At 59.7% G+C, this 17,128-nt stretch carries 15 protein-coding genes; 8 read left to right on the forward strand and 7 right to left on the reverse strand.

Annotated elements, in window-relative coordinates:
• Positions 1-20: 20 nt before the first annotated feature.
• From nuoG to nuoN, 8 genes are read left to right on the forward strand one after another with little or no spacing between them, the layout of a single operon-like run.
• Entirely contained in the window at positions 21-2,735 is a 2,715-nt protein-coding gene (gene nuoG, locus DFS28_RS05950) for an NADH-quinone oxidoreductase subunit NuoG (protein WP_111448967.1), read from the forward strand.
• Positions 2,732-3,739 carry an NADH-quinone oxidoreductase subunit NuoH gene (nuoH, locus tag DFS28_RS05955; RefSeq protein ID WP_008146046.1) on the forward strand — a complete coding sequence of 336 codons (1,008 nt, stop codon included), beginning with the start codon at positions 2,732-2,734 and terminating at the stop codon, positions 3,737-3,739. Before nuoG ends, nuoH begins: the two co-directional genes overlap by 4 nt.
• Positions 3,740-3,751: 12 nt before the next feature.
• Positions 3,752-4,297, forward strand: a complete 546-nt coding sequence (gene nuoI, locus DFS28_RS05960) for an NADH-quinone oxidoreductase subunit NuoI (RefSeq protein ID WP_007905075.1) — start codon at positions 3,752-3,754, stop codon at positions 4,295-4,297.
• Between the two features lie 9 nt (positions 4,298-4,306).
• Positions 4,307-4,810 (forward strand): NADH-quinone oxidoreductase subunit J, encoded by a 504-nt coding sequence (gene nuoJ / locus DFS28_RS05965; protein ID WP_008146049.1) that lies wholly within the window; start codon positions 4,307-4,309, stop codon positions 4,808-4,810.
• A 2-nt stretch (positions 4,811-4,812) separates the two neighbouring features.
• Positions 4,813-5,121 carry an NADH-quinone oxidoreductase subunit NuoK gene (gene nuoK / locus DFS28_RS05970; protein ID WP_007946416.1) on the forward strand — a complete coding sequence of 103 codons (309 nt, stop codon included), beginning with the start codon at positions 4,813-4,815 and terminating at the stop codon, positions 5,119-5,121.
• Positions 5,118-6,971, forward strand: a complete 1,854-nt coding sequence (gene nuoL / locus DFS28_RS05975; protein WP_111448968.1) for an NADH-quinone oxidoreductase subunit L — start codon at positions 5,118-5,120, stop codon at positions 6,969-6,971. Before nuoK ends, nuoL begins: the two co-directional genes overlap by 4 nt.
• A gap of 40 nt (positions 6,972-7,011) precedes the next feature.
• Positions 7,012-8,544, forward strand: a complete 1,533-nt coding sequence (gene nuoM / locus DFS28_RS05980; protein ID WP_111448969.1) for an NADH-quinone oxidoreductase subunit M — start codon at positions 7,012-7,014, stop codon at positions 8,542-8,544.
• 7 nt (positions 8,545-8,551) lie between these two features.
• Complete coding sequence (nuoN, locus tag DFS28_RS05985) at positions 8,552-10,015, forward strand: NADH-quinone oxidoreductase subunit NuoN (protein WP_033057078.1); 1,464 nt, start codon at positions 8,552-8,554, stop codon at positions 10,013-10,015.
• 448 nt (positions 10,016-10,463) lie between these two features.
• Here nuoN and DFS28_RS05995 read toward each other — a convergent pair whose 3' ends face one another.
• The 7 genes from DFS28_RS05995 to DFS28_RS06025 all read right to left on the reverse strand — a co-directional run bounded on the left by DFS28_RS05995 (position 10,464) and on the right by DFS28_RS06025 (position 16,811).
• Positions 10,464-10,664 (reverse strand): co-regulatory protein PtrA N-terminal domain-containing protein, encoded by a 201-nt coding sequence (locus tag DFS28_RS05995; RefSeq protein WP_111448970.1) that lies wholly within the window; start codon positions 10,662-10,664, stop codon positions 10,464-10,466.
• A gap of 210 nt (positions 10,665-10,874) precedes the next feature.
• Positions 10,875-12,617 (reverse strand): ABC transporter substrate-binding protein, encoded by a 1,743-nt coding sequence (locus DFS28_RS06000; RefSeq protein WP_111448971.1) that lies wholly within the window; start codon positions 12,615-12,617, stop codon positions 10,875-10,877.
• A 47-nt stretch (positions 12,618-12,664) separates the two neighbouring features.
• Positions 12,665-12,937: a DUF2160 domain-containing protein gene (locus DFS28_RS06005; protein WP_008146061.1), complete on the reverse strand. Its 273-nt coding sequence runs from the start codon at positions 12,935-12,937 to the stop codon at positions 12,665-12,667.
• A gap of 10 nt (positions 12,938-12,947) precedes the next feature.
• Positions 12,948-13,748, reverse strand: coding sequence for a carbohydrate ABC transporter permease (locus tag DFS28_RS06010; protein WP_111448972.1), 801 nt, complete (start codon positions 13,746-13,748; stop codon positions 12,948-12,950).
• Between the two features lie 8 nt (positions 13,749-13,756).
• Positions 13,757-14,623, reverse strand: a complete 867-nt coding sequence (locus DFS28_RS06015) for a carbohydrate ABC transporter permease (protein ID WP_111448973.1) — start codon at positions 14,621-14,623, stop codon at positions 13,757-13,759.
• A gap of 2 nt (positions 14,624-14,625) precedes the next feature.
• Complete coding sequence (locus tag DFS28_RS06020; protein ID WP_111448974.1) at positions 14,626-15,717, reverse strand: ABC transporter ATP-binding protein; 1,092 nt, start codon at positions 15,715-15,717, stop codon at positions 14,626-14,628.
• On the reverse strand, positions 15,717-16,811 hold the full coding sequence (locus DFS28_RS06025) for an ABC transporter ATP-binding protein (RefSeq protein WP_111448975.1): 1,095 nt from the start codon (positions 16,809-16,811) through the stop codon (positions 15,717-15,719). Before DFS28_RS06025 ends, DFS28_RS06020 begins: the two co-directional genes overlap by 1 nt.
• Positions 16,812-17,128 lie beyond the last annotated feature (317 nt).

Here is a 17,128-nt window from a genome sequence, read left to right on the forward strand (position 1 = left end):
CCAACGAAGAACTTTGAACCATGGCCACTATCCACGTAGACGGCAAAGAGCTCGAAGTCGATGGGGCAGACAACCTGTTACAGGCATGTCTGTCGCTAGGCCTCGATATCCCTTATTTCTGCTGGCACCCAGCCCTTGGCAGCGTTGGCGCTTGCCGCCAGTGCGCGGTCAAGCAGTACACCGACGAAAACGACAAGCGTGGTCGGATCGTCATGTCGTGCATGACGCCAGCTACCGACGGCAGCTGGATCTCCATCGACGACGAAGAAGCGAAAGTGTTTCGCGCCAGCGTCGTTGAATGGCTGATGACCAACCACCCTCACGACTGCCCGGTCTGTGAAGAAGGCGGTCACTGCCACCTGCAAGACATGACGGTGATGACCGGCCACAACGAGCGCCGTTATCGCTTCACCAAGCGTACCCACCAGAATCAGGATCTCGGCCCGTTCATCGGTCACGAAATGAACCGCTGCATCGCTTGCTACCGCTGCGTGCGCTTCTACAAAGACTACGCCGGCGGCACCGACCTCGGTGTATTCGGCGCCCACGACAACGTGTACTTCGGTCGCGTTGAAGACGGCACCCTGGAAAGCGAGTTCTCCGGCAACCTCACCGAGGTCTGCCCGACCGGTGTGTTCACCGACAAGACTCACTCCGAGCGCTACAACCGCAAGTGGGACATGCAGTTCTCGCCGAGCATCTGCCATGGCTGCTCCAGCGGTTGCAACATCTCCCCGGGCGAGCGTTACGGTGAACTGCGTCGTATCGAAAACCGTTTCAACGGTTCGGTAAACCAGTACTTCCTGTGCGACCGTGGCCGTTTCGGCTATGGCTACGTCAACCGCAAGGATCGCCCGCGTCAGGCACTGCTGGCCAACGGCGCCAAGCTGACCCTCGACGAAGCGCTGGATAAAGCCGCCGACCTGCTGCGCGGTCGCAACATCGTCGGCATCGGTTCGCCGCGTGCCAGCCTCGAAAGCAACTACGCGTTGCGCGAACTGGTCGGCGCCGAGCACTTCTATTCCGGTATCGAAGCCGCTGAGCTGGAACGCATTCGTCTGGTCATGCAGGTGCTCAAAGACAGCCCGCTGCCAATCCCGAACATGCGCGACATCGAAGACCACGACGCGATCTTCGTCCTCGGCGAAGACCTGACCCAGACTGCTGCGCGCATGGCCCTGTCCCTGCGTCAATCGGTCAAAGGCAAAGCCGAAGACATGGCCGACGCCATGCGCGTTCAGCCGTGGCTCGACGCTGCGGTGAAGAACATCGGTCAGAACGCGCTGAACCCGCTGTTCATCGCCAGCCTGGCTGAAACCAAGCTCGACGACATCGCCGAAGAATGCGTACACGCTGCACCAGACGACCTGGCCCGCATCGGTTTCGCCGTGGCTCACGCCCTCGACGCCGGCGCGCCTGCCGTTGAAGGCCTGGACGCTGAAGCTCTTGAGCTGGCCAAGCGCATTGCCGACGCTCTGCTCGCCGCCAAGCGTCCACTGATCATTGCCGGCACCTCGTTGGGTTCCAAGGCGCTGATCGAAGCGGCGGCAAACATCGCCAAAGCCCTGAAGCTGCGCGAGAAGAACGGTTCCATCAGCCTGATCGTGCCAGAGGCCAACAGCCTCGGCCTGGCCATGCTCGGTGGCGACTCGCTCGATGCCGCGCTGCAAGCCGTGATCGACGGCAAGGCTGACGCGATCGTCGTGCTGGAAAACGATCTGTACACCCGTACCGACAAAGCCAAGGTCGATGCGGCCTTGAATGCCGCGAAAGTGCTGATCGTGGCGGACCATCAGAAGACCGCCACCAGCGATCGTGCGCACCTGGTTCTGCCAGCCGCCAGCTTCGCTGAAGGCGACGGTACGCTGGTCAGCCAGGAAGGTCGCGCCCAGCGCTTCTTCCAGGTCTTCGACCCGACTTACCTGGATGCGAGCATCATGGTTCACGAAGGCTGGCGCTGGCTGCATGCCCTGCGCGCGACCCTGTTGAACCAGCCGATCGACTGGACCCAACTGGACCACGTCACCGCTGCCTGTGCCGCAAGCACTCCGCAACTGGCCGGTATCGTCAGCGCCGCACCGTCCGCCGCGTTCCGCATCAAAGGCCTGAAACTGGCTCGCGAACCGCTGCGTTACTCCGGTCGTACCGCCATGCGCGCCGACATAAGCGTGCACGAACCGCGCACTTCCCAGGACAACGACACCGCGTTCTCGTTCTCCATGGAAGGTTACTCGGGCTCGGTCGAACCGCGTCAGCAAGTGCCATTCGCCTGGTCTCCGGGCTGGAACTCGCCGCAAGCCTGGAACAAGTTCCAGGACGAAGTCGGTGGTCACATCCGCGCTGGCGACCCAGGCACCCGCCTGATCGAAAGCACCGGTGACTCGCTGAACTGGTTCGCCAGTGTTCCTCGCGCGTTCAACCCGGCGCCGGGCACCTGGCAGGTTGTGCCGTTCTTCCACCTGTTCGGCAGCGAAGAGAACTCTTCGAAAGCCGCACCGGTTCAGGAACGCATCCCGGCCGCTTACGTGTCGCTGGCCAAATCCGAAGCCGACCGTCTGGGTGTCAATGACGGCGCCCTGCTGAGCTTGAGCGTGGCTGGCCAGACCCTGCGTCTGCCGCTGCGCATCAACGAAGAGCTGGGTGCCGGTCTGGTCGCATTGCCGGCCGGTTTCGCCGGCATTCCGCCAGCGATCTTTGGCAAATCCGTTGACGGTCTGCAGGAGGCAGCTCAATGACCTGGTTCACGCCTGAAGTGATTGACGTGATCATCGCGGTCCTCAAGGCCATCGTGATTCTGCTCGCCGTCGTGGTGTGCGGCGCGCTGTTGAGCTGGGTCGAGCGTCGTTTGCTCGCCCTCTGGCAGGACCGTTACGGTCCGAACCGCGTCGGCCCGTTCGGCGCGTTCCAGATCGCGGCCGACATGATCAAGATGTTCTTCAAGGAAGACTGGACCCCACCGTTCGCCGACAAAGTGATCTTCACCTTGGCGCCGGTCGTGGCCATGAGCGCCTTGCTGATTGCCTTCGCGATCATCCCGATCACCCCGACCTGGGGTGTGGCGGACATCAACATCGGCATCCTGTTCTTCTTTGCCATGGCCGGTCTGTCGGTCTACGCGGTGCTGTTCGCCGGCTGGTCGAGTAACAACAAGTTCGCCCTGTTGGGCAGCTTGCGGGCCTCGGCACAAACCGTGTCGTACGAAGTGTTCATGGGCCTGTCGCTGATGGGCATCGTGATCCAGGTCGGCTCGTTCAACATGCGCGACATCGTTGAATACCAGGCGCAGAACCTGTGGTTTGTCATCCCGCAGATCTTCGGTTTCCTGACCTTCTTCATTGCCGGCGTCGCCGTGACTCACCGTCACCCGTTCGACCAGCCGGAAGCAGAGCAGGAACTGGCCGACGGTTACCACATTGAATACGCCGGCATGAAATGGGGCATGTTCTTCGTCGGTGAGTACATCGGCATCGTGTTGATTTCGGCGCTGCTGGTGACGTTGTTCTTCGGTGGCTGGCACGGTCCGTTCGGCATTCTGCCGCAGATCCCGTTCATCTGGTTCGCACTGAAAACCGCGTTTTTCATCATGTTCTTCATCCTGCTGCGCGCCTCGATTCCGCGCCCACGGTATGACCAAGTGATGGATTTCAGCTGGAAGTTCTGCCTGCCGCTGACCCTCGTCAACATGCTGGTGACCGCTGCGATCGTGTTGCTCAACACGCCCGCCGTCGCGGCTCAGTGAGGATAGAGAATCATGAAGTACATATTTGACATCGTGCATGGCTTCTTCACCCAGCTTCGCAGCCTGGTGATGATCTTCGGCCACGCCTTCCGCAAGCGCGACACGCTGCAATACCCGGAAGAGGCGGTGTACCTGCCGCCGCGCTTCCGTGGCCGTATCGTGCTGACCCGCGACCCTGATGGCGAAGAGCGTTGCGTAGCCTGCAACCTGTGCGCCGTGGCGTGCCCGGTCGGTTGCATCTCGCTGCAGAAAGCTGAAACCGAAGACGGTCGCTGGTACCCGGACTTCTTCCGCATCAACTTCTCGCGCTGCATTTTCTGCGGCCTCTGCGAGGAAGCCTGCCCGACCACCGCAATCCAGCTGACACCGGATTTCGAGATGGCCGAGTTCAAACGTCAGGACCTGGTGTACGAGAAAGAAGATCTTTTGATCTCCGGCCCCGGCAAAAACCCTGATTACAACTTCTATCGTGTTGCAGGTATGGCGATTGCCGGGAAGCCGAAAGGCTCCGCGCAGAATGAAGCCCAGCCGATCAACGTGAAGAGCTTGCTGCCTTAAGGAAGAAAGATGGAATTCGCTTTCTATTTCGCATCGGGTATCGCGGTTGTGTCCACGCTTCGCGTGATCACTAACACCAACCCTGTGCACGCCCTGCTCTACCTGATCATTTCGCTGATCGCCGTGGCGATGACGTTTTTCGCCCTCGGCGCGCCGTTCGCCGGTGTGCTGGAAGTGATCGCCTACGCTGGCGCCATCATGGTGCTGTTCGTGTTCGTGGTGATGATGCTGAACCTGGGCCCGGCCTCGGTTCAGCAAGAGCGCGTCTGGCTCAAGCCCGGTATCTGGCTCGGCCCGGTCGCGCTCGGCACCCTGCTGCTGGTTGAACTGTTGTACGTGCTGTTCAGCCACGACAGCGGCCAGGCCATCGGCCACACCACCGTAGACGCCAAGGCCGTGGGCATCAGCCTGTTCGGTCCTTATCTGCTGGTGGTCGAACTCGCCTCGATGCTGCTGCTCGCCGCAGCCGTCACGGCGTTCCACTTGGGCCGCAACGAAGCCAAGGAGCAATGACGATGCCTGCTATCCCTATGGAGCATGGTCTGGCGGTCGCCGGCATCCTGTTCTGCCTCGGTCTGGTCGGCCTGATGGTCCGGCGCAACATTCTTTTCGTGCTGATGAGCCTGGAGGTCATGATGAATGCCTCTGCACTGGCCTTCATCGTTGCCGGTAGCCGCTGGGCGCAGCCGGATGGACAGATCATGTTCATCCTGGTGATCAGCCTGGCAGCCGCCGAGGCCAGTATTGGCCTGGCGATTCTGTTGCAGCTGTATCGCCGCTTCCACACTCTCGATATCGACGCTGCCAGCGAGATGCGCGGATGAATCTTCTCTATCTGACTTTCGTATTCCCTCTCATAGGTTTCCTGCTGCTGGCGTTCTCACGCGGGCGCCTCTCGGAAAACCTGTCGGCGCTGATCGGCGTCGGTTCCATCGGCTTGTCGGCCATCGTCACGGCTTATGTGATCTGGCAATTCAACGTCGCGCCACCTGAAGGTGGTCATTACACCATGGTGTTGTGGCAGTGGATGGCGGTGGAAGGCTTTACGCCTAACTTCGCGCTGTACCTGGATGGTCTGTCCCTGACCATGCTCGGTGTGGTGGTCGGCGTCGGCTTCCTGATCCACTTGTTCGCGTCCTGGTACATGCGCGGTGAAGCCGGTTACTCGCGCTTCTTCGCCTACACCAACCTGTTTATCGCCAGCATGCTGTTTCTGGTACTGGGCGATAACCTGTTGTTCCTGTACTTCGGTTGGGAAGGCGTGGGCCTGTGCTCGTACCTGTTGATCGGTTTCTACTACAGCAACCGCAACAACGGTAACGCGGCACTCAAAGCCTTCATCGTCACCCGGATCGGCGACGTGTTCATGGCCATCGGCCTGTTCATCCTGTTCGCGCAACTGGGCACGCTGAACATCCAGGAACTGCTGGTGCTGGCGCCACAGAAATTCCAGGCCGGCGACTTCTGGATGGTCATGGCGACCCTCATGCTGCTGGGCGGCGCTGTCGGTAAATCGGCGCAACTGCCGCTGCAAACCTGGCTGGCGGACGCGATGGCCGGTCCTACTCCGGTTTCGGCACTGATCCACGCCGCAACCATGGTGACCGCCGGTGTCTACCTGATCGCCCGTACTCACGGCCTGTTTGTCCTGGCGCCTGATATCCTGCACCTGGTTGGCGTTGTCGGCGGTGTGACCCTGGTACTCGCCGGTTTTGCCGCACTAGTTCAGACCGACATCAAACGTATCCTCGCCTACTCGACCATGAGCCAGATCGGCTACATGTTCCTGGCGCTGGGCGTGGGTGCCTGGGATGGTGCGATCTTCCACCTGATGACCCACGCCTTCTTCAAGGCGCTGCTGTTCCTTGCGTCCGGCTCGGTGATCGTTGCCTGCCACCACGAGCAGAACATCTTCAAGATGGGCGGCCTGTGGAAGAAATTGCCACTGGCCTACGCCAGCTTCATCGTCGGCGGTGCGGCTCTGTCGGCCCTGCCACTGGTGACCGCGGGCTTCTACTCCAAGGACGAAATCCTCTGGGAAGCGTTCGCCAGCGGCAACCACGGTCTGCTGTACGCCGGTCTGGTCGGTGCGTTCATGACTTCGCTGTACACCTTCCGCCTGATCTTCATCGCGTTCCACGGTGAAGTGAAGACCGAAGCGCACGCCGGTCACGGCATCGCTCACTGGCTGCCACTGTCGGTGCTGATCGTATTGTCTACCGCCATTGGCGCGATGATCGTTCCACCGCTGCACGGCGTGCTGCCGGAAAGCGTCGGCCATGCCGGCGGCGAAGCCAAGCACAGTCTGGAAATCGCCTCGGGCGCCATCGCCCTGTCCGGTATCCTGCTGGCCGCGTTGCTGTTCCTCGGCAAGCGTCGTTTCGTCACTGCAATCGCCAACAGCGGCATCGGCCGCTTCCTTTCGGCCTGGTGGTTCGCTGCCTGGGGCTTCGACTGGATCTACGACAAACTGTTCGTCAAGCCATACCTTGCGATCAGCCACGCACTGCGCAGAGACCCGCTCGACCAGACCATCGGTCTGATCCCGCGTATGGCCAAAGGCGGTCACACCGCCCTGAGCCGTACCGAAACCGGTCAACTGCGTTGGTACGCGGCATCGATGGCAGCCGGCTCCGTGCTGGTCATCGGCGCCATCGTGCTGGTAGCGGTCTGAATATGAACCTTGCGAACTTGCGAAAGGAATTGAGCCCGTCATGATTCTGCCTTGGCTAATCCTGATCCCCTTCATCGGCGGCCTGCTGTGCTGGATGGGTGAGCGCTTCGGCGCCACCCTCCCCCGCTGGATTGCGCTGTTGACCATGACCCTGGAACTCGCGCTCGGCCTCTGGCTGTGGGCCCACGGTAATTATTCATTTGCTCCGGCGCCTGGCGCCGATCCGACCTGGGCGCTTGAGTTCAAGCACATCTGGATCGAGCGCTTCGGCATCAGCGTGCACCTGGCCCTCGACGGCCTGTCGCTGTTGATGATCCTGCTGACCGGTCTGCTGGGTATCCTCTCGGTACTCTGCTCGTGGAAAGAGATCCAGCGTCACGTTGGCTTCTTCCACTTGAACCTGATGTGGATCCTGGGCGGTGTCGTCGGCGTGTTCCTCGCCCTCGACCTGTTCATGTTCTTCTTCTTCTGGGAAATGATGCTGGTGCCGATGTACTTCCTCATCGCGCTCTGGGGTCACAGTTCTTCGGACGGCAAGAAAACCCGGATCTACGCGGCGACCAAGTTCTTCATCTTCACTCAGGCGTCCGGCCTGATCATGTTGGTGGCGATCCTGGGTCTGGTCCTGGTCAACTTCAACGACACCGGCGTGATTACCTTCAACTACGCCGACCTGTTGAAAACCAAGATGTCGCTGACCACCGAGTACATCCTGATGCTCGGCTTCTTCATCGCCTTCGCGGTGAAGCTGCCAGTGGTGCCGTTCCACTCCTGGTTGCCTGACGCTCACGCCCAGGCGCCGACAGCGGGTTCGGTCGACCTGGCCGGTATCTTGCTGAAAACCGCTGCTTACGGTCTGCTGCGTTTCGCCCTGCCGCTGTTCCCGAATGCCTCGGCCGAGTTCGCGCCGATCGCCATGACCCTGGGTCTGGTCGGGATCTTCTACGGTGCGTTCCTGGCCTTCGCCCAAACCGACATCAAGCGTCTGATCGCCTACTCTTCCGTTTCCCACATGGGCTTCGTGTTGATCGGCATCTACTCCGGCAGCCAACTGGCGCTGCAGGGCGCGGTGATGCAGATGCTGGCTCACGGTCTGTCGGCCGCGGCACTCTTTATCCTCAGTGGTCAACTGTACGAGCGCACTCACACCCGTGACATGCGTGAGATGGGCGGCCTGTGGTCGAAGATCGCTTACCTGCCGGCCGTCAGCCTGTTCTTCGCTGCCGCGTCCCTGGGCTTGCCGGCGACCGGTAACTTTGTGGGTGAGTTCCTGATCCTGATCGGCACGTTCCCGAGCGCTCCACTGATCACTATCCTCGCGACGTCCGGTCTGGTGTTCGGTTCGGTCTACTCGCTGATCATGATCCACCGTGCCTACTTCGGCCCGTCCAAATCGGACGCGGTGCTGCATGGCATGGATGGTCGCGAACTGATCATGGTGGTCGGTCTGGCTGCGTTGCTGATTTTCATCGGCGTGTACCCGCAACCGTTCCTCGATACCTCTGCTGCGACGATGCATGGCGTACAGCAATGGCTCGGCACCGCCTTCACTCAACTCGCTTCGGCCCGGTAAGAGCGCTATGGAATTCACGACTCAACACTTTATTGCGCTTGCGCCGTTGTTGATCACCAGCGCCACGATCATCGTGGTGATGCTGGCAATCGCCTGGCGCCGCAACCACTCGCAGACCTTCCTGATTTCCGTGGCGGGTCTGAACCTGGCGTTGCTGTCGATCCTGCCAGCCCTGAAAGTCGCGCCTCTGGCCGTGACGCCATTGCTGCAAATCGACACCTTCGCTTGCTTGTACATGGCGCTGATCCTGGTCGCCACCCTCGCTTGTGTGACCCTCGCCCACGCCTACCTCGGCGACGGCGGTTCGGGTTACCCGGGCAACCGTGAAGAACTTTACCTGCTGATCCTGATGGCCGCCGCCGGTGGCCTGGTACTGGTCAGCGCGCAGCACCTGGCCGGGTTGTTCATCGGTCTGGAACTGCTCTCGGTACCGGTCTACGGTTTGGTGGCTTACGCCTTCTTCAACAAGCGTTCGCTGGAAGCCGGTATCAAGTACATGGTGCTGTCGGCCGCCGGTTCCGCGTTCCTGTTGTTCGGTATGGCCCTGCTCTACGCCGACTCCGGCAGCCTGAGCTTCGTCGGCATCGGCCAGGCCCTCGCGGCCACCGGCCTGCCAAGCTCGCTGGCGCAACTGGGTCTGGGCATGATGCTGATCGGTCTGGCGTTCAAGCTGTCGCTGGTACCGTTCCACCTCTGGACCCCGGACGTTTACGAAGGTGCTCCGGCACCGGTAGCTGCGTTCCTGGCCACCGCTTCGAAAGTGGCTGTGTTTGCGGTGATGGTGCGGCTGTTCCAGATCTCGCCGGCCGCAAGCAGCGGTGTCCTGAGCGACGTGCTGACCATCATCGCCATCGCGTCGATCCTGTTCGGTAACCTGCTGGCACTGACCCAGAGCAACCTCAAGCGTCTGCTGGGTTACTCGTCCATCGCTCACTTCGGTTACCTGCTGATCGCCCTGGTGGCGAGCAAGGGTCTGGCCGTGGAAGCCATCGGCGTGTACCTGGTCACCTACGTGATCACCAGCCTCGGCGCGTTCGGCGTGATCACCCTGATGTCCTCGCCGTACAACGGACGTGACGCGGATGCCCTGTACGAATACCGCGGCCTGTTCTGGCGCCGTCCGTACCTGACCGCCGTCCTGACCGTGATGATGCTGTCCCTGGCCGGCATCCCGCTTACCGCGGGCTTCATCGGCAAGTTCTACATCATCGCTACCGGCGTCGAGTCGCACCAATGGTGGCTGGTCGGTTCCCTGGTACTGGGCAGCGCCATCGGCGTTTTCTACTACCTGCGCGTCATGGTCACCCTGTACCTGATCGAGCCGAACCTGCGTCGCCACGATGCGCAACTGCACTGGGAACAACGTGCAGGCGGCGTGATGCTGCTGGCGATCGCCGCACTGGCGTTCTTCCTTGGTCTGTATCCACAGCCGTTGCTGGTGCTGGTTCAGCAGGCAGGGTTGGCGGGTTGATCGCTTGAGCGACACTCGGTAGAAAACAGAAACGGCACCTTCGGGTGCCGTTTTTGCGTTCAGGCCTTCACAGTTTCTTCACCATATGTGGGAGCGAGCCTGCTCGCGATGGCGTCGGCATGTTCAACATCGTCATTGCCTGACATTGCGCTATCGCGAGCAGGCTCACTCCTACAGGTTGTGTGCCGTTCGCTAATTCTGTGGCCACCCCGGATCTGCACCCGCATGGCTTGGCGTTCCACCCACATGACGAAATTGTAATTCCCCCATCACCTTGGCGTTATCCGCAGCTTGCAACGATGCCGCCCGGCGACCATGCCGGCGGGCCTTCTCCGCCGAACAATAAAACCCACGCCGAAGCACGTTCCCGTTCTGCCGATGGCAATCCTGGCTCATAAAAAAGCCCGGCATCGAGACTCGATGTCGGGCTTGTTCAAGTGCGATGCGCTTACAAGTCTTTGGCGTTGTCGTCTTTCTTTTCATTGACGACGACGGGGTCGCGAGCTTGTTCCTTGGCGACGAACAGCTCTACGGAGCGGTCATTGACGGTCATCATTTTTTCGAAGGTCCGATCACCGCCGCCTTCGGCCAAGACCAGAGAGGACATCGCCAACGCTGCTGCAAAGGCACTGATTTGTACGAATTTCATGTTTGATTCCTCGTTTAAGTAGCTGACGGGATCAAGGTAACAATCCGAACCTTTCGTAACGGTGGCGCGCAAATTACATATCCGTTATGTAGACGCAGCGCTGAGTCAGAGATAAAACCTGTGGGAGTGAGCCTGCTCGCGATTGCAATGGATCAGGCACCAAAGAAAACGGCACCTTACGGTGCCGTTCGCATTTCAAAGTCCAGCGGTTTACTTACGCGCCGCCTCCCACGATTTCAGCAGTTCGTTGTAGCTCACGGTTTCACCTTTAGGCTTCTCGTTCGCCAGTTTCGGCTTCGGTGCTCCCGGCTGATCGAACCAGTACTGCGCATCGCGCTCGGGGTTCATTTTCGGTGCGCAAGTGGCTTGCGCTTTCGAGCGTTCCAGACGGGTCATGATCGCGTCTTGATCCTTGGCCAGACCATCGAGCGCCTGTTGCGGGGTTTTATCGCCACTGGCGGCTTCGGCGATGTGGCTCCACCACAGTTGTGCCAGACGCGGATAGTCCGGCACGTTGGTCCCGGTCGGGGTCCATTGCACGCGGGCCGGGCTGCGATAGAACTCGACCAGACCACCGAGTTTCGGTGCCAGGTCGGTCATGGCTTGCGAGTTGATGTCCGACTCGCGGATCGGCGTCAGGCCGACGATGGTTTTCTTCAGGGATACGGTTTTCGAAGTCACGAACTGCGCATACAGCCAGGCCGCGAGTTTTTGCTTCTCAGGTGTGGACTTCATGAAAGTCCAGGAACCCACGTCTTGATACCCCAGTTTCATGCCCTGTTCCCAGTATGGCCCGCGCGGCGATGGCGCCATGCGCCATTTCGGCGTGCCATCGGCATTCACCACTGGCAGACCGGGCTTGGTCATGTCGGCGGTGAACGCGGTGTACCAGAAGATCTGCTGGGCGATGTTGCCCTGGGACGGTACCGGACCGGATTCGGAGAAGGTCATGCCTGCCGCTTCCGGTGGCGCGTACTTCTTCAGCCAGTCGACGTATTTGGTGGTGGCAAACACCGCGGCCGGGCCGTTGGTATCGCCGCCGCGGGTCACGCTGGAACCCACCGGGTGGCAGTCCTCGACGCGGATGCCCCACTCGTCCACTGGCAAACCGTTAGGCAAGCCCTTGTCGCCACCACCGGCCATGGAGAACCAGGCATCCGTGAAGCGCCAGCCCAGGGACGGGTCTTTCTTGCCGTAGTCCATGTGCCCGTAGATGCGCTTGCCGTCGATTTCCTTGACGTCTTCGCTGAAGAATTTGGCGATGTCCTCATAGGCCGACCAGTTCACCGGCACACCCAACTCGTAACCGTACTTTTCCTTGAACTTGGCTTTCAGCTCCGGCCGCTCGAACCAGTCGGCGCGGAACCAGTAGAGGTTGGCGAACTGCTGATCAGGCAATTGGTAGATCTTGCCGTCGGGCGCTGTCGTGAAGGAAATGCCGATGAAGTCCTTGATATCCAGGGTTGGCGAGGTATACGCCTTGCCTTCATTGGCCATCAGGTCAGTGATTGCTTCGGTCTTGCCATAACGGAAGTGTGTACCGATCAAATCCGAGTCGTTGACCCAGCCGTCATAGATGCTTTTGTCCGACTGCATCACGGTCTGCAGCTTCTCCACCACATCGCCTTCTTGCAGCAAGTCGTGGGTCACTTTGATCCCGGTGATTTCGGCAAAAGCCTTGGCCAACACTTTGGACTCATATTCGTGAGTGGTCAGGGTTTCCGAGACGACCTTGATGTCCATCCCGCGAAACGGCTCCGCCGCCTTGATAAACCACTTCAGTTCGGCGAGCTGTTGCTCTGCCGTCAGGGTGGACGGTTTGAACTCACTGCCAATCCACTTTTTCGCAGCGTCTTCATAGGCATCGGCCCAGGCTGCAGCGCTCAGCCCGCTGAGTGCCAGCATGGCTGCCAATGAAACGCTATGTCGCAGCTTATTGTTTTTGTCGAACATAGAGACCTCCTTTTAGGGTTTCGGAGCAACTTTGCCGAGCGATTCGACTAGCCCCAACGCATCACAGCCAACAGCCACACCAGGGACAACGCGAACGCAACCCAGATGCTCCAGTCGGTGACGCCGATTACCAGCAAATGCAGGTAGGCGCTGCCGAGAAGACCGATAAACAACCGATCGCCACGGGTGGTGGCAATCGGCAACAAACCACGGCGAAGAATGCTCGGCGAACGCAGTTCCCAGGTCGTCATGCCCACCAGGATCAGGGCAATGACGCTGAAGAACGCCGCCGTAGGGCCGGTCCAACTCATCCATTCCATCATCAGCTCCTCAGACCCGGCCCAGGGCAAAGCCCTTGGCCACGTGGTTGCGAACAAACCAGATCACCAGCATGCCTGGCAGGATAGTCAACACCCCCGCCGCCGCCAGCACGCCCCAGTCGATGCCGGATGCCGAGACCGTGCGCGTCATCACCGCCGCAATCGGTTTGGCGTTGACCGACGTCAGCGTTCGCGCCAGCAGCAGCTCGACCCAGGAAAACATGAAGCAGAAAAACGCCGTCACGCCGATCCCGGAACCAATCAGCGGAACGAAAATCTTCACGAAGAACTTGGGAAAACTGTAGCCGTCGATGTAGGCGGTTTCGTCGATCTCCTTCGGCACGCCAGACATGAAGCCCTCAAGAATCCACACCGCCAACGGCACGTTAAACAGGCAGTGAGCCAGTGCCACCGCGATGTGGGTGTCGAACAAACCAATCGAGGAATACAACTGGAAGAACGGCAGTAAAAACACCGCCGGTGGCGCCATGCGATTGGTCAGGAGCCAGAAGAACAAGTGCTTGTCACCGAGGAACCGATAGCGCGAGAACGCATACGCGGCCGGCAATGCCACGCTCAGCGAAATCACCGTGTTCAGGCTCACGTAGTACAGCGAGTTGAGGTAACCGGTGTACCAGCTCGGGTCGGTGAAGATCACCTTGTAGTTGGCGAAGGTGAAATCCTGGGGAAACAACGTCAGACCGCCGAGGATTTCGTTGTTGCTCTTGAAGGACATGTTCAGCAGCCAGTAGATCGGCACCAGCAGGAACAGGATGTAGATCAGCAGCGGAATCAGCTTTCTCTTGCTCATGGCGGGCCTCAGCGGTTGGCGTCAGAGTGAGTCATGGCGGTGTAGAACAGCCACGACACCAACAGGATGATCAGGAAGTACACCAGCGAGAAAGCCGCCGCCGGGCCGAGGTCGAATTGCCCTACGGCCATTTGGGTCAAGGTCTGACTCAAGAAGGTCGTGGCATTGCCCGGACCGCCACCGGTCAGCACAAACGGCTCGGTGTAGATCATGAAACTGTCCATGAACCGCAGCATCACCGCGATCAACAACACGCTCTTGAGCTTGGGCAACTGGATGTGTCGGAACACCGCCCAGGCCGAGGCCCGATCAATCCGTGCCGCCTGGTAATACACGTCCGGAATCGCCCGCAGCCCCGAGAAACACAACAGCGCCACCAACGACGTCCAGTGCCAGACGTCCATCACCAGCACCGTGACCCAGGCGTCCATGGTGTTGGCCGCATAGTTGTAACTGATGCCCATGGCATTGAGGCTCGATCCGAGCAGACCAATGTCCGCCCGACCGAAGATCTGCCAGATCGTCCCCACCACGTTCCACGGAATCAGCAACGGAATCGCCAGGATGATCAGCACCAGCGATGACCAGCGGCCCTTGATCGGCATGGTCAGGGCGATGGCGATGCCCAGCGGGATTTCGATCAGCAGCACACAGCCGGAGTAAATGAACTGACGCAGCAATGAGTCATGCAGGCGCGGATCGAGCAGCACTTGCTTGTACCAGTCGGCGCCGACGAAGTAGCGGCTGGACTGGTCGAAGATGTCCTGCACCGAGTAGTTGACAACCGTCATCATCGGGACCACCGCACTGAACGCCACCAGCAAAAACACCGGCAACACCAGCCACCAGGCCTTGTTGTTCTGCACCTTGTTCATGGCTACGTCTCCAAGAGATATTCGTCGGCATACACCATCAACCATTGAGCCGGGAAGCTGATGTAGGCGGTTCCCTCAGGCACTGGTTTGTCTTCGGCCAGGCGCACTTTCAAAGGCGCGCCGTCGAGGTTCAGGGTCATGATCTTGTAGGTGCCAAGGTCTTCGACGTGTACGACCTGTGCCTGCATCGCCTCATCAAACGGCTCATCCCACACGTGCACGAACTCTGGACGGATGCCGACCTTCAGGGTTTTCCACTCGGACTCGGCAACGCGTTTCTGTTGAGCATCGGAAAGCGGCAAATGAGTCGAGGCAAAACCGACACCGCCTGGCTGCGGCTGAACCTCGATCAGGTTCATCCCCGGACTGCCGATGAAATAGCCGACAAAGGTGTGGCTCGGTCGCTCGAACAGTTCTCTCGGCGTACCGAATTGCACAATCTGCCCGCCATACATCACCGCGATCTTGTCGGCGAAGGTCGAGGCTTCGAGCTGATCGTGGGTGACGTAGACCATGGTGATGTTGAATTGCTCGTGGATCTGCTTGAGCTTGCGTCGCAATTTCCACTTCAGGTGCGGGTCGATCACGGTCAGCGGTTCATCGAACAGGATCGCCGACACGTCATCGCGCACCAACCCACGGCCCATGGAGACTTTCTGTTTTTCATCGGCGGTGAGATTGCGTGCCTTCTTGTACAGCAATGCCTGAAGGTCGAGGACTTCGGCAATTTCCTGCACCTTGCTATGAATTTTCGCCTCGCCCATGCCCTGATTGCGTAGCGGGAAGGCCAGGTTATCGAACACCGTCATGGTGTCGTAGACCACCGGAAACTGGAAAACCTGGGCGATGTTGCGCTTCTCCGGGGTCAGCTCGTTGACCACTTTGCTGTCGAACAGCACCTGGCCCTGGGACGGGCTGAGCAATCCGGAAATGATGTTGAGCAAGGTCGACTTGCCGCAGCCCGAAGGCCCGAGCAAGGCATAGGCACCGCCCTGCTCCCAGACGTGGTCCATCTCGCGAATCGCGTAATCCTCGGGGCCAGTCGGCGTGCGGGTGTAACTGTGGGCGAGATGCTGCAAACGAATTTCGGCCATCAGGCAACCCTCGCGATACGGCGACCGGGCGCCTGGACCAGCCGCCCCTGTGTATCGAAGACAAACAGTTTATGGGTCGGGATATAGATACGAATCGGTGCATCGACGTCGTATTCGTGAACGCCGGGCAAGTGCAGCACCAGCAGGAAATGTTCGTTGCGCACGTGCAGGAAGGTTTCCGACCCGCTGATCTCAGCCACCTCGACGGTCACCGCCAGTTCCAGGTCATCGTCGTTGCTCGGCACCAACGAAATATGGCTGGGCCGAACGCCAAAGCGGAACTCACCCTCACCCACCGGCCGCAGATCGACGTTGAGCGGGAAGTGCACGAAATTGGCGAAGCTGACTTCGTTGCCGGCGATACGCCCCGGCATCAGGTTGATCGGCGGCTCGGAGAACAGCTCTGCCGCCAGCACGGTTTGCGGCTGGTGATAAACCTCGGAAGACTTGCCGCTCTGAATCACCCGGCCTTCGTGAAGAATCGTGGTGGTACCGCCCAGCGCCAGGGCTTCGTTGGGTTCGGTGGTGGCGTAGATAGCGATGGTGTGGTGGGCCGCGAACAGCTCGCGCATTTCCTGCCGCAGTTCTTCGCGCAGTTTGTAGTCGAGGTTCACCAGCGGTTCGTCGAACAGAATCAGCTCGGCGTCCTTGACCAGCGCCCGGGCCATCGCCGTGCGCTGTTGCTGACCCCCGGAGAGTTCAAGCGGATGGCGCTGGAGAAATTTCTCGATGCGCAACATCTTCGCGGTTTCCAGCACTTTGCTCTGGATCAGCTCATTGGAAACGCCGCCCTGGCGCAAGGGCGAGGCGATGTTCTCGAACACCGTCATGGTCGGGTAGTTGATGAATTGCTGATAGACCATCGACACATTGCGCAAACGCACCGGGCGCTGGGTGACGTCGACGCCGTTCATCAGGATGCGGCCGCTGTCGGGCTTGTCCAGACCGGCCATCAGGCGCATGAGACTGGTTTTGCCGGACAGCGTGCGCCCGAGCAAAACGTTGAAGGATCCGGCTTCGAAATTAAGGCACGCATCATCGATCCAGGTCTGGCCCTCGACGGTGCGGCTGACGTGCTCCAGGGTTAATGACATGGCTCGGCCTTTTTATTATTGGAGTCAAGCGACCGGAGCTACAGAGCGACATTCGTGCCAGAAATTGCAAGCCGTTGATCCGGCTTGAGAATCCTGCAAATGGAAGAAAAACCGCGTTCGTTGCTGAACAGAAATGAACAACCGCGACTGAACAATTGAACAATCCGGTGGTTGACAATGAACAATAGTGAACAACACTCTGTGGGAGCGGGCTTGCTCGCGAATGCGGACTGTCAGACACATTATTGGTGTTTGACCCACCGCATTCGCGAGCAAGCCCGCTCCCACATGGAATCTCATAACAACAATAAAAAGCA

The sequence above is a fragment of the Pseudomonas sp. 478 genome, assembly GCF_003254125.1.
In the GTDB taxonomy this organism is placed as follows: domain Bacteria; phylum Pseudomonadota; class Gammaproteobacteria; order Pseudomonadales; family Pseudomonadaceae; genus Aquipseudomonas.

What these genes read in the sequence shown, in the direction of transcription:
- nuoG (WP_111448967.1), top strand. Translation starts at nt 21, where the DNA reads ATGGCCACTATCCACGTAGACGGCAAAGAGCTCGAAGTCGATGGGGCA.
- nuoH (WP_008146046.1), top strand. Translation starts at nt 2,732, where the DNA reads ATGACCTGGTTCACGCCTGAAGTGATTGACGTGATCATCGCGGTCCTC.
- nuoI (WP_007905075.1), top strand. Translation starts at nt 3,752, where the DNA reads ATGAAGTACATATTTGACATCGTGCATGGCTTCTTCACCCAGCTTCGC.
- nuoJ (WP_008146049.1), top strand. Translation starts at nt 4,307, where the DNA reads ATGGAATTCGCTTTCTATTTCGCATCGGGTATCGCGGTTGTGTCCACG.
- nuoK (WP_007946416.1), top strand. Translation starts at nt 4,813, where the DNA reads ATGCCTGCTATCCCTATGGAGCATGGTCTGGCGGTCGCCGGCATCCTG.
- nuoL (WP_111448968.1), top strand. Translation starts at nt 5,118, where the DNA reads ATGAATCTTCTCTATCTGACTTTCGTATTCCCTCTCATAGGTTTCCTG.
- nuoM (WP_111448969.1), top strand. Translation starts at nt 7,012, where the DNA reads ATGATTCTGCCTTGGCTAATCCTGATCCCCTTCATCGGCGGCCTGCTG.
- nuoN (WP_033057078.1), top strand. Translation starts at nt 8,552, where the DNA reads ATGGAATTCACGACTCAACACTTTATTGCGCTTGCGCCGTTGTTGATC.
- DFS28_RS05995 (WP_111448970.1), bottom strand. Translation starts at nt 10,664, where the DNA reads ATGAAATTCGTACAAATCAGTGCCTTTGCAGCAGCGTTGGCGATGTCC.
- DFS28_RS06000 (WP_111448971.1), bottom strand. Translation starts at nt 12,617, where the DNA reads ATGTTCGACAAAAACAATAAGCTGCGACATAGCGTTTCATTGGCAGCC.
- DFS28_RS06005 (WP_008146061.1), bottom strand. Translation starts at nt 12,937, where the DNA reads ATGGAATGGATGAGTTGGACCGGCCCTACGGCGGCGTTCTTCAGCGTC.
- DFS28_RS06010 (WP_111448972.1), bottom strand. Translation starts at nt 13,748, where the DNA reads ATGAGCAAGAGAAAGCTGATTCCGCTGCTGATCTACATCCTGTTCCTG.
- DFS28_RS06015 (WP_111448973.1), bottom strand. Translation starts at nt 14,623, where the DNA reads ATGAACAAGGTGCAGAACAACAAGGCCTGGTGGCTGGTGTTGCCGGTG.
- DFS28_RS06020 (WP_111448974.1), bottom strand. Translation starts at nt 15,717, where the DNA reads ATGGCCGAAATTCGTTTGCAGCATCTCGCCCACAGTTACACCCGCACG.
- DFS28_RS06025 (WP_111448975.1), bottom strand. Translation starts at nt 16,811, where the DNA reads ATGTCATTAACCCTGGAGCACGTCAGCCGCACCGTCGAGGGCCAGACC.